This window comes from Virgibacillus sp. NKC19-16 (assembly GCF_021560035.1).
Lineage (GTDB): Bacteria > Bacillota > Bacilli > Bacillales > Amphibacillaceae > Virgibacillus_L > Virgibacillus_L salidurans.
The window spans coordinates 3,627,789-3,638,885 of record NZ_CP074373.1 but is presented as its reverse complement, the minus strand read 5'-3'; the positions used below and the strand labels follow the sequence as shown (position 1 = coordinate 3,638,885).

General features: G+C 41.7%; 12 protein-coding genes. 11 read left to right on the top strand and 1 reads right to left on the bottom strand.

All coding sequences use genetic code 11. The features are described 5' to 3' along the window. Window positions 1-2: 2 nt before the first annotated feature. From KFZ58_RS18100 to cypC, 8 genes are all read left to right on the top strand, one after another. Window positions 3-341: a Na(+)/H(+) antiporter subunit C gene (locus KFZ58_RS18100; protein ID WP_235792679.1), complete on the top strand. Its 339-nt coding sequence runs from the start codon at window positions 3-5 to the stop codon at window positions 339-341. After that, entirely contained in the window at window positions 334-1,812 is a 1,479-nt protein-coding gene (locus KFZ58_RS18095; protein WP_235792678.1) for a Na+/H+ antiporter subunit D, read from the top strand. Before KFZ58_RS18100 ends, KFZ58_RS18095 begins: the two co-directional genes overlap by 8 nt. A 22-nt stretch (window positions 1,813-1,834) precedes the next feature. Next, window positions 1,835-2,317: a Na+/H+ antiporter subunit E gene (locus KFZ58_RS18090; protein WP_235792677.1), complete on the top strand. Its 483-nt coding sequence runs from the start codon at window positions 1,835-1,837 to the stop codon at window positions 2,315-2,317. Continuing rightward, window positions 2,317-2,601: a Na(+)/H(+) antiporter subunit F1 gene (locus tag KFZ58_RS18085; RefSeq protein WP_235792676.1), complete on the top strand. Its 285-nt coding sequence runs from the start codon at window positions 2,317-2,319 to the stop codon at window positions 2,599-2,601. The genes KFZ58_RS18090 and KFZ58_RS18085 overlap by 1 nt, the downstream gene beginning before the upstream one ends. Beyond that, entirely contained in the window at window positions 2,579-2,974 is a 396-nt protein-coding gene (locus tag KFZ58_RS18080) for a Na+/H+ antiporter subunit G (protein ID WP_235792675.1), read from the top strand. The genes KFZ58_RS18085 and KFZ58_RS18080 overlap by 23 nt, the downstream gene beginning before the upstream one ends. A 103-nt stretch (window positions 2,975-3,077) precedes the next feature. Beyond that, on the top strand, window positions 3,078-3,518 hold the full coding sequence (locus KFZ58_RS18075) for a small multi-drug export protein (protein ID WP_235792674.1): 441 nt from the start codon (window positions 3,078-3,080) through the stop codon (window positions 3,516-3,518). A 190-nt stretch (window positions 3,519-3,708) separates the two neighbouring features. Beyond that, window positions 3,709-4,371 carry an NAD(P)H:quinone oxidoreductase gene (gene wrbA / locus KFZ58_RS18070; protein WP_235792673.1) on the top strand — a complete coding sequence of 221 codons (663 nt, stop codon included), beginning with the start codon at window positions 3,709-3,711 and terminating at the stop codon, window positions 4,369-4,371. A gap of 170 nt (window positions 4,372-4,541) precedes the next feature. Further along, window positions 4,542-5,798, top strand: a complete 1,257-nt coding sequence (gene cypC / locus KFZ58_RS18065) for a CYP152 family fatty-acid peroxygenase CypC (RefSeq protein ID WP_235792671.1) — start codon at window positions 4,542-4,544, stop codon at window positions 5,796-5,798. A 172-nt stretch (window positions 5,799-5,970) separates the two neighbouring features. Here cypC and KFZ58_RS18060 read toward each other — a convergent pair whose 3' ends face one another. After that, on the bottom strand, window positions 5,971-6,990 hold the full coding sequence (locus KFZ58_RS18060; protein ID WP_235792670.1) for an LLM class flavin-dependent oxidoreductase: 1,020 nt from the start codon (window positions 6,988-6,990) through the stop codon (window positions 5,971-5,973). A 328-nt stretch (window positions 6,991-7,318) separates the two neighbouring features. Between KFZ58_RS18060 and KFZ58_RS18055 the strand changes: the two genes are divergently transcribed. The 3 genes from KFZ58_RS18055 to KFZ58_RS18045 all read left to right on the top strand — a co-directional run bounded on the left by KFZ58_RS18055 (window position 7,319) and on the right by KFZ58_RS18045 (window position 10,827). After that, window positions 7,319-7,492 (top strand): hypothetical protein, encoded by a 174-nt coding sequence (locus KFZ58_RS18055; protein ID WP_235792669.1) that lies wholly within the window; start codon window positions 7,319-7,321, stop codon window positions 7,490-7,492. A 329-nt stretch (window positions 7,493-7,821) separates the two neighbouring features. Next, complete coding sequence (rlmN, locus tag KFZ58_RS18050; RefSeq protein WP_235792668.1) at window positions 7,822-8,889, top strand: dual-specificity RNA methyltransferase RlmN; 1,068 nt, start codon at window positions 7,822-7,824, stop codon at window positions 8,887-8,889. A 354-nt stretch (window positions 8,890-9,243) separates the two neighbouring features. Next, entirely contained in the window at window positions 9,244-10,827 is a 1,584-nt protein-coding gene (locus tag KFZ58_RS18045) for a BCCT family transporter (RefSeq protein WP_235792667.1), read from the top strand. Window positions 10,828-11,097 lie beyond the last annotated feature (270 nt).

Here is an 11,097-nt window from a genome sequence, read left to right as displayed (position 1 = left end):
ATATGGAAACGTTAATAACCATCCTAGCAGGGGTTTTGGTAACTGTTGCTACCTATCTGATTCTCTCCAGGAGTTTGATCCGGGTTATTTTGGGGACGGCTATCCTTTCACATGCCGCTCACTTGCTCCTGATGACGATGGGTGGCCTGAAGCAAGGAAGTGTTCCTCTACTCGGGGAAGATGCGGGGTCATACGTTGATGCGCTTCCACAGGCACTTATTCTAACATCCATTGTTATAAGCTTTGCTGTCACTGCACTTTTCCTTGTCTTGGCTTATCGGACGTACCAGGAAACCGGGACGGATAATCTCGATGAATTGAGAGGTTTTAAAGATGAATAACCTTCTTGTATTGCCAATGGTACTTCCTGTGTTGGCAGGGATTATACTGATTTTTTTGCGTCCATATGTCCGGTTGCAGCGATGGATCAGTTTCAGTGTCATGATCGTTAATGCGATTATAGGTATCATTCTTTTAAATCAAATTCAAGAACAAGGGCCACTAAGGCTTGATATTGGAGGATGGGAACCGCCATTTGGCATTATGTTTGTAGCGGATTCCTTTTCTGTACTTCTTGTTCTGACAACAAGTATCGTAGCTTCTATCTGTTTGCTGTATGCTTTTTCTTCTATCGGGAAATCTTATGAAAATATGTTCTTCTATTCGTTTGTGAATTTTCTAGTAGCAGGTGTGAACGGTTCTTTTCTAACAGGGGATCTGTTCAATCTTTATGTTGCTTTTGAAGTAATGCTGCTAGCTTCTTATGTGCTTATTACACTAGGTGGAAGGGAAGTTCAATTACGGGAGTCTATCAAGTATGTCGCCATTAATGTGGTGTCTTCCTGGATCTTCCTTATTTCGATTGCTTATTTATACGGCACGATGGGTACACTTAATTTTGCACATTTATCAAGTCGGATTGCTGAATCAGGACAAACGCCTTTGCTGACAGTAATTAGTATTATTTTTCTAACTGTTTTCAGTTTAAAAGCAGGACTCCTCCTTTATTATTGGCTCCCAGGGTCCTATAGTGCGCCGCCTACCGCTGTTGCTGCCCTGTTTGGTGCATTGTTAACTAAGGTTGGAATATACGCGATGTTTCGTATGTTCACGCTTATCTTTTATCATGAACCTTCCATTACGCATACGATCATTGGTGTTTTGGCAGGGCTAACCTTAATTGGAGGAAGTATCGGTGCAATTGCGTATAAAGATGTCAGGCAGATTGTTTCGTATAATGTAGTCATTGCTGTCGGGTTTATCCTAGTAGGGCTTGCAGTGGCGACGCCGGAAGCAATTGAAGGATCTATTTATTATCTCGTCCACGATATGGTTGTAAAGGCATTATTATTTCTACTTGCAGGTACGATGATTTCCTTAACCGGTTATATAAGAATCGATTATATGAGCGGGCTCATTAAAAATTATCCAATGCTTGGCTGGATGTTCTTTATCGCGATGCTTTCACTTGCCGGGGTTCCACCGCTAAGCGGCTTTATTGGTAAGCTATTGATTGGACAAGGGACAGTGGAAGTAGGATCTTACATCCTGCTGGCACTTGTGTTTATCTCAAGTCTATTCGTATTATATTCATTGCTGCGTGTATTCCTGATTAGCTTTTGGGGTGAGACGATCATTAGTGAAGAAGATGAAGAACCGTTAAAAAAAGGCTGGTTAATCCCATGCGTTCTTCTCACCGTAGCTACGATCGGACTTGGACTCGGAGCAGAAACAATTTCAGTTTATGTACAGGATGCAGCAAATACACTGCTAAACCCTGATATATATATAGATGCCGTTTTGAATGACTAAATGTGAAAAGAGGTGAATGTGGATGCCTGCCCAGTTTTTATTAAATTTATGTATTGCTCTCCTGTGGATGCTTTTGAATGATGAAAGCGAGTTACGTTTCTCCACGTTTTTGGCCGGTTATCTTGTGGGTGCTGCCATTGTGTTTTTAATGCATCGTCTTTTTGGGGAACGATTTTACTTGATGCGATTCTTTGCAGTAATTAAATTGCTACTTATTTTTAATTGGGAATTACTGCAGTCGAGTTACCATATCATTAAGCAGATATTAAGTCCAAAACTAAAGATTAGACCGGGAATCTTTAAATATGAAACAGAGCTGAGAGGGGAATGGGAAATTACTGCACTCGCCCTGCTTTTGACATTAACTCCTGGGTCTGTGGTGCTTGAGGTAACGCCTGAAGGGGATGCATACTACATTCATGCGATGGATGTTGAACAATCGATGGGTAATTTAATACGATCCCTGTATAAATTTGAAAAAGCAATCATGGAGGTGACTCGCTGATGATAGAAACTATGCTCCTTACTGCACTCACGCTGTTCGGTGTATCAATTGCGATTGCCCTTATCCGCATTGTCATCGGCCCAAGTTTGCCGGATCGTGTAGTAGCTCTTGATATGATAGGGGTTAATCTCGTATCAGGGATAGCTATTATATCTGTTTTGCTTGGGACAAGATCGTTTCTTGAAGTTATACTAATACTGGCAATTCTAGCATTTGTAAGTACGATTGCCTTCTCGAAATACATTGAGAGGGGTGTTATCATTGAACGTAAGCGAGATAGTTGAGTTTATTGGCGTATTTCTAATTTTAATTGGCAGTATTATGGCTGTCATTAGTGCAATTGGAATTGTTCGCTTGCCGGATGTATATACACGCTCCCATTCTGGTACAAAAAGTTCCACGTTAGCCGTACTGCTAACACTTACAGGAGCGTTTATCTTCTTTTGGGGGAGCCAATCGTTTGCTAGTGTACGTCTACTTTTAGGAATTGTATTTGTGTTCTTAACGGCGCCTGTAGCAGGACATCTTATTAGCCGGGCAGCATACCGAGCTAACGTGAAGACGTCAGATTTAACAGTCGAGGATGAGTTAGGGGACGCGATACGGGCATATGAAGAAGAGGGTACAGGTGAACATGAAGAGGATAAAAAGGAGTAACTATTGGGATGGTTGCTTCCTTTTTTAATGGCTTTTTAATTCACAGGGTTTCAGAAGACCGGGTATAATGGGAGGGCGATTTTACGTTTGAGGAGGGGAAGGTATGCTTTTCGAATATGTATTGGTGTTTATTGCGGCGGCTATTCCATGGTTTGAAATCGCAGTGGTTATCCCATTGGGTATTGTTAGAGGCTTGTCGCCATTTTGGGTCATGCTGCTTGCGTTTGTGGGAAATGTTATTACTGTTCTTCCGGTTGTCTTCGGGGCTGATAAGATAATGGAATGGTATGCAAAACGGCGGGAGAAAAAGGGGAAAGAATCTTCAAATCGCAATGATCGTGGAAGAAGGATATGGAATAAATATGGCCTTCCCGGACTCGCGTTACTAGGGCCAATCGTAACCGGCATCCATCTGGCAGCACTTATAGCCATGACATTAGGCGCACAGAAAACAAGCGCTACAATATGGCTTACAATCAGCCTGGGGATATGGACACTTGTCTTAGGGATCGGCACAATACTGGGGTTGGATATTTTTTTATAAATATAATTCGACAAAATTCGGGTGGTGCCAGGCACTTTGTTACTTTTAGTTAGCAGGTTACTTGACACAAGTGTATTCCTCTGATATATTACTTACATAAAGTAATTAAGTTATAAAACAGAAGTTAAGCTCTATTTTGATAAAGGAGTGTCATTTAATAAATTTCACATAGTAAGGGGAAATTAATCATATGGGATTTTTAGATAAATTATTTGGAAAATCATCTACAGAGGAGACTGAGAAAATGGAAAATGTAAAATTAGCAATCGTTTATTACAGTCAAACAGGAACGAACTATCAATTAGCAAAGTGGGCGGAAGAAAGTGCGAAGGAAAATGGCGCAGAGGTTAGAATCGTAAAAGCCGCTGAACTTGCTCCAGAAGCAGCTATCGAGTCAAATCCGGCATGGAAAGAACATGTAGAAGCAACAAAAGATGTCCCGGAAGCATCTTCAGATGATATTGAATGGGCAGACGCTATTATCTTTAGTATGTCTACGCGTTTCGGTGGTATCCCATCACAAATGAAACAATTCCTTGATATGCAAGGTGGTTTGTGGGGATCTGGTAAAACAGTAAACAAAGTGGTGAGCGCTATGTCATCGGCAGGGAACGCACACGGTGGCCAAGAAGCAAGTATTTTGTCACTGTATACATCACTTATGCACTGGGGTGCTATTATCGTGCCACCTGGATATTCCGACTCAAGCTTGTTTGCGGCTGGCGGTAACCCTTATGGTGTCAGCACAGCGATAGACGGTGAAGGTAATATGGTGGATGATGTTGAAGGTGCCGCAAAACATCAAGCAAAACGTACAGTGGATATCGCAGCGCGCGTGAAAGCTGGCAATTAATTTTTTCCGAAAAGCTGATCAGAGGTAATTCTGGTCGGCTTTTTGTTTTCAGATGAAGTTCGTGGTAGCGAGCGTCCGAATGTCATTAATTTTTCACCACATACTATTATCACTTGTTTGGTAAGCCCATCTGATGGGAAAGCTTAATTAAAAAAGGAGATAGTGATCACATGTCATCAACGAATCAAATCCCGAAAGAAAAAGGTCTTGATAATAGTATTAAATTAATGACGGAAGGCTTTCTGTATATTCCAAACAGGTTACGTCGCTTTGATTCAACTATCTTTCAAACGAGATTGCTTGGTCAGAAGGCAATTTGTATAAGTGGCGAAGAAGCGGCTGAGCTATTTTATGATAATGAATTGTTCCAGCGAAAGGGAGCGGCACCAAAGCGAATCAAAGAGTCCCTGTTTGGCGTAGGCGGGGTGCAAGGCATGGACGGGAAGGCTCACCGGCATCGAAAGAAACTGTTCATGTCGCTGATGACATCGGAGCGCCTGAAAGTACTAAATTCCCTCACTGCCCGGCACTGGGAACTCGCCACCGAAAACTGGGAAAAAATGAAGCGTGTTGAACTTTTCCAAGAGACTGAGAAAATGATGTGCAGGATAGCATGCGGGTGGACTGGGGTTCCATTATGGGCAAAGGAATTAGAGCTACGGTCAGGAGATCTCGCAGCGATGATAGACGCTTTTGGAGCTGCAGGACCGAGACATTGGAAAGGAAGAACCGCACGCAATCGAACGGAAAAATGGATTGAATATATTATTGAGCAGGTTCGCACGGGCGAGTTGGAAGCACTGGAAGACACAGCTTTATATGCTATGAGCTGGCACCGTGATTTAAACGGCAATTTATTGGACCTGAAAACAGCAGCAGTAGAGCTGATAAATATACTACGCCCGATTGTTGCTATTGCTAGGTACATTACGTTTGGAGCTTTAGCATTACATCATTATCCTGAGACACGTGAGAAACTTGTGACAGATGACGGGGAATACAGTCAAATGTTTGTACAGGAAATCCGGCGTTTTTACCCGTTTGGCCCGTTTACCGGAGCTAGGGTGCGAAAAAACTTTACCTGGAAAGGGTATAAATTTAAGCAGGGAACACTCGTGTTACTTGATATTTATGGTACAAATCACAGCCCGGATTTGTGGAAAGATCCGAATACATTCCTGCCGGAGCGGTTTAAGGATTGGGAAGGAAGTCCGTTTGATTTTATCCCACAAGGCGGCGGTGAGTATGATATTGGACACCGCTGCGCCGGGGAATGGATCACTATCGAAGCAATGAAAACAAGTCTGGAATTCTTGACCCAGCGCATCACGTATGAAGTACCACCACAGGATTTAAGCTACAGTATGGTACGAATGCCAACCATTCCAAAAAGTCGCTTTGTGGTACAACATGTAAGAAGAAAATAAAATAAATGCTAAAAATCCACGATCTAAACAGGAATCGTGGATTTTTTGTGTTAGGATCTGCTCGACAAAATCTGACAAAATGCGGGTGGTGACAGGCACTGTTCGGTATTGCACATACTCCAGCCCAAATTAAAAAGCCGCGATTCTCAACAAATCGCGGCTCCCTCCTAATTTAATCCATCAACCCAGCAACAATCTCATAAGATCGCTTCCTGTCTTCCACATTAAAAATTTGTGAATTGATGATGATTTCATCTGCTTGTGTTTCTTCTTGAAACTTCTCAAGACCGCGCCGAACGGTCTCCGCGTCCCCTATGATAGTTGTACGTGGGTCAAGGCTTTGCTCAATTGCTGACAATTCCATTGGTGAGTACATTTCTTCTATATTTTCAATCGGAGGTAATAGCTTCGTCGGTTGCCCTTTTTGCATCGTTAAAAATTGCTGCTTTAGACTTGTTGCTAACCATTCAGCTTTCTCATTCGTATCAGCTGCGATCACATTGACACCAACCATCGCATATGGTTTTTCCAATATTTCTGATGGCTGAAAATTATCACGATACAGTTTCAGCGCTGGGATGGTATACGCAGGTGCAAAGTGACTGGCAAAGGAAAAATATAATCCTTTCTGTGCTGCAAGCCTTGCGCTAAAGTCGCTTGATCCAAGCAGCCAAATCGGAATATCAAGCCCTTGCCCTGGTACAGCTTTCACATGAGACACTGGTTCATCTGAAAAGTAATCCTGTAATTCATTAACCTGCATTGGAAAATCCTCTGGCCCTGTATTCAATGTACAACGCAATGCGTATGCGGTTGCCTGGTCGCTCCCCGGCGCGCGCCCAAGGCCAAGGTCAATACGCCCAGGGTAAATGGACTCAAGTGTGCCGAACTGTTCTGCAATCACAAGTGTTGCGTGGTTTGGCAGCATAATTCCGCCAGCACCGACGCGCATATGATTGGTAGCGCCCGCAATATGGCCGATAATTATCGATGTTGCAGAACTGGCAATACCTGGCATATTATGATGCTCAGCTAACCAATAGCGGTGAAAGCCAAATTTTTCAACGTGTTGGGCTAAGTATACGCTATTTTTAAAGGATTCACTTGGATTGCTCCCCTCAACGACAGGCGCAAGATCTAGAACGGACAGTGGAATATTATTAAATGTTTTTGCGTTGGTGGATTCTGTCAAATTGCTTCACTCCTCCTTAGTTCTTCTTAATAAGAAATAATACTTTTTTTGTAAAGTTTAGTCCAACTATAAGCTCGGGTTGCAGGTTTTGCGATGATTTCCCAGGCAATAGAAAGTAAAATATTATTATATAAGGCACTAACAGAGAAGGAATACTTATTGAAGTGGAAAAACCGAAACGATCGAGCCAGACCCCCATTGAACACCTTCAACGAGAAAAAACGTCACAAACGTGCCCAGAAAGCACTGCATACTAATGAAGCTAAACTCAGCTGCCTTCAGCATGAGCGGTGGCAAGTGACACAGCAGCCTAGTAAGTTAAAGGATCTTGAAAATCAGAAAGCTTCAAGGTGCTAAAGAAGAAAATCAAGTGGCGGAAATTATCCTTGTCTGTGAGCGTCATATCCCTCGTAGCATGTGGAATTATGTAGATCGCACACAGCCGTTTGTGAGTGTTTTGAAACAGGATAGTCGGGATTATAATCGCCACGTGCTTATTTGACTTTACAGCGGTGTGAGACGGTTTAGGTGGAGGGGTTACAGGAATTATTCTAAAAGGGGGCGAGCACGTGGGGACGCAACTCTCTGGTACATGGTTATACTGATTGAGCCCATTCATGTATCGGCGAATCGTTCTCAGGTAGGAGCTTCGGGTGGTTCTAGCTCACTCATGTATCAGAGAAGCATTCTCTGGTACATGGTAACGTCGAACCGTCCCATCCATATACCATCAAACCTCTCCCCACAGAACCTATCATCATTTGCCTCAAAGCCTCACATCAAGTATGATATAAGATAGTAATAAGCAATGTTTCGAAATGAGGGTACAAAATGAGTAAAACATCTATTTATGGGCTGACATATGATAAATTGACGGATTGGCTTTTGGAGCATGGACAAAAGCGATTCCGCGCGCAGCAGGTCTGGAATTGGCTTTATAAGAAGCGGGTCACAAGCTTCGCGGCTATGAAAAATGTAAACAGCGAAACAATCGAGCTACTGGAGGAAAACTTTTCCCTCCACACACTTGAAGAAGAGATTAAGCAGGAATCCGAGGATGGCACGATTAAATTTTTACTAAAATTAGCGGACGGCAACTTAATCGAAACGGTACTCATGCGCTTTAATTATGGCCTGTCCGTATGTTTAACCACTCAAGTTGGCTGTAATATCGGCTGTACATTTTGTGCGAGCGGACTCTTGAAGAAAAATCGTGATCTATCGGGTGGTGAGATTGTTGAGCAGATCATGAATGTTCAGAGGCATCTTGACGAACAAGGTGAAGACGAGCGCGTGAGTCATATTGTCGTGATGGGAATTGGTGAGCCATTTGATAACTTTAACAATCTGATGGACTTCTTATACGTCGTCAATGATGATCGAGGCTTAAATATTGGAGCAAGACATATTACCGTCTCCACAAGCGGTCTTGCTCATAAAATATATGAATTTGCCGATACAGGTATCCAGGTGAATTTAGCCATTTCAATCCATGCGCCAAACAACGAGCTTCGTTCACGGATTATGAAGATTAACAAGGCGTTTCCAATCGAAAAGCTCATGAAAGCTGTTGATTATTATCTGGAAAAAACAAATCGGCGAATTACATATGAGTATATTATGCTGCGCGATGTGAACGATCATGAGGAAGAAGCGAAACAACTGGCAAAATTATTATATAATCACCGCCACTTAGCTTACGTGAATCTCATTCCATATAATGCTGTATCCGAGCATGATCAATATGCAAGAAGTGAATCCACAGCGATTCAATCCTTCTTTGAAACGCTCAAAGCACACGGGATTAATTCCGGGGTACGCTGGGAAAATGGAGCAGATATTGACGCTGCATGTGGCCAGCTGAGAAGTAAGCAGATTAAAAAGACAAAAGCTGTGTAGGCTGGAAAAAAGCGCATCTAATGCTATTAGGTGCGCTCTTTTCATGCTTTTTACATTCCATGAATCATTATTACCCCGAGGTTAAATCATTTCAATATTCCCTCTCAAATGCTTCACATTTGCATTCACCCGACCACCACATATGACTGACCATTTTTATATAATTTGAATAAAGTTGGCGTAAATACAGGATATTATAATTAGTAGGATCTTTTATTGCTAAGCTTATGTGTTACTTCTGTTCTATTTTCGGAAACAAATCTGTCATAAATGAGTTTGAATAAATTTATGATTATGTTAATATGAAAAACATCTGTGTTATCAAAACAAACATAAAGAGGATGAAGTTTCATTATGAAAACAAAAAGAAAACAATTTTCCAGTGTATTCACTTACGCTTCAATAGTTGTTGGAATACTAGTACTTCTAGGCGCTGTATTTCCTGATCAATTTGGTCAAATCTCCGGTGCTGTTGGTACATGGGTTACTGATACTTTTGGTTGGTATTATATGACGGTTTTTACATTGATTTTATTTTTCTGTATATTTCTAGGTTTAAGTCCAATCGGTAAACTCAAACTGGGTAAGCCAAATGATGAACCTGAGTTTAGAACGATATCATGGTTAGCAATGCTGTTTAGTGCTGGTATGGGGATTGGCTTAGTGTTTTATGGCTCATCTGAACCTATCTCTCATTTCCTAGCTCCACCTACTGCTGAACCTGAAACAAGAGCTGCCTTGGCTGAATCAATGCGTTCAACTTTTCTGCATTATGGTTTTCATCCATGGGCTGTATACGGTATTGTAGCACTCGCGTTGGCCTATTCACAATTTAGAAAAGGCGAGGTGGGCTTAATATCTAAAACCCTCCGCCCTATTCTAGGAGATAAAGTAGATGGCCCTATCGGTACTGTTGTTGATGTGTTAGCGGTATTTGCAACAATTATTGGTGTAGCTGTTTCTTTAGGGGTAGGAGCCATGCAAATCAATGGAGGTTTGAACTACCTTTTCGATATCCCTAACAATCAGCTTGTCCAAGGCATCATCATTGCCATTGTTACGGTGTTGTTCTTATTTAGTGCTTGGAGTGGCCTAAGTAAAGGTATTCAGTACTTAAGTAATTTAAATATGATATTAGCAGGTCTATTGTTTGCTGCTATCTTAATTATGGGTCCGACTTTACTCATTCTCAACATGATACCAAGTGGGACTGCTAATTATTTAGATTCCTTGTTATTTAACAGTTTAGATGTAGCTCCACTAAACGAACAAAAAAATGAGTGGATGCAGTCTTGGACTTTATATTATTGGGGTTGGTGGATGAGCTGGAGTCCGTTTGTAGGTATATTTATCGCACGAATTTCACGTGGCCGGTCCATCCGGGAATTTGTTATTGCGATACTGACCGTTCCAACTGTTGTGAGTATCATTTGGTTTACTGCATTTGGTCTGACCGGAATTGAAGCGGGGCAAAATGTACCAGCAATATTTGACATGCCACCTGAAACGCAGTTATTTGGTATTTTAAATGAGCTGCCATTGGGCACCATTTTGTCTTTTATTACGTTGGCCCTGATCGCATCATTTTTTATTACTTCAGCCGATTCTGCAACATTTGTTTTAGGTATGCAGACTGCTTTTGGTATGTTAACTCCTGCAAATTTTGTGAAAGTCGTATGGGGATTAGGGTTATCAGCGATCGCATATGTGTTGCTTTTAGCAGGTGGAGAAACGGGGTTAAATGCACTGCAATCTGCAGCAATTATATCAGCATTGCCATTTAGTGTAGTGGTAATATTGATGACGGTAGCATTTTATAAAGATGCCAACCGGGAAAGAAAGTACTTAGGTTATACACTTACCCCGAATAAAAAAAGAATGAGAGAATATATTGATAAAACAAATGAGGAGCAAGATAAAAGAAACCAACGGGATTAATTCCGGCGTACGCTTGTAAAATGCAGCAGATATTGACGATGCCTGTGGTCAGTGGATAAGTAAGGAGATTAAAAGACAAAAACTGTATAAGCTATAGAGGAGCGCATCTAATGGTTAGGTGCGCTTTTCTAATGTAATAGTAATCATGCAGTGGTGCTTATTACGTCGAGATTTAAATTATCCGCAACTCTCTTCCTACAATCGTAAAAGTGACGAAATAGATAGCTAAAGGTAAAGGCGTAAAGAAATAGAAGCGATATCTTATGAGGA

Excerpts from the sequence above, each read along its gene's own strand:
- KFZ58_RS18075 (WP_235792674.1), top strand. The coding sequence starts at position 3,078 with ATGCTTTTCGAATATGTATTGGTGTTTATTGCGGCGGCTATTCCATGG.
- rlmN (WP_235792668.1), top strand. The coding sequence starts at position 7,822 with ATGAGTAAAACATCTATTTATGGGCTGACATATGATAAATTGACGGAT.
- KFZ58_RS18085 (WP_235792676.1), top strand. The coding sequence starts at position 2,317 with ATGATAGAAACTATGCTCCTTACTGCACTCACGCTGTTCGGTGTATCA.
- KFZ58_RS18045 (WP_235792667.1), top strand. The coding sequence starts at position 9,244 with ATGAAAACAAAAAGAAAACAATTTTCCAGTGTATTCACTTACGCTTCA.
- KFZ58_RS18095 (WP_235792678.1), top strand. The coding sequence starts at position 334 with ATGAATAACCTTCTTGTATTGCCAATGGTACTTCCTGTGTTGGCAGGG.
- KFZ58_RS18100 (WP_235792679.1), top strand. The coding sequence starts at position 3 with ATGGAAACGTTAATAACCATCCTAGCAGGGGTTTTGGTAACTGTTGCT.
- wrbA (WP_235792673.1), top strand. The coding sequence starts at position 3,709 with ATGGGATTTTTAGATAAATTATTTGGAAAATCATCTACAGAGGAGACT.
- cypC (WP_235792671.1), top strand. The coding sequence starts at position 4,542 with ATGTCATCAACGAATCAAATCCCGAAAGAAAAAGGTCTTGATAATAGT.
- KFZ58_RS18090 (WP_235792677.1), top strand. The coding sequence starts at position 1,835 with ATGCCTGCCCAGTTTTTATTAAATTTATGTATTGCTCTCCTGTGGATG.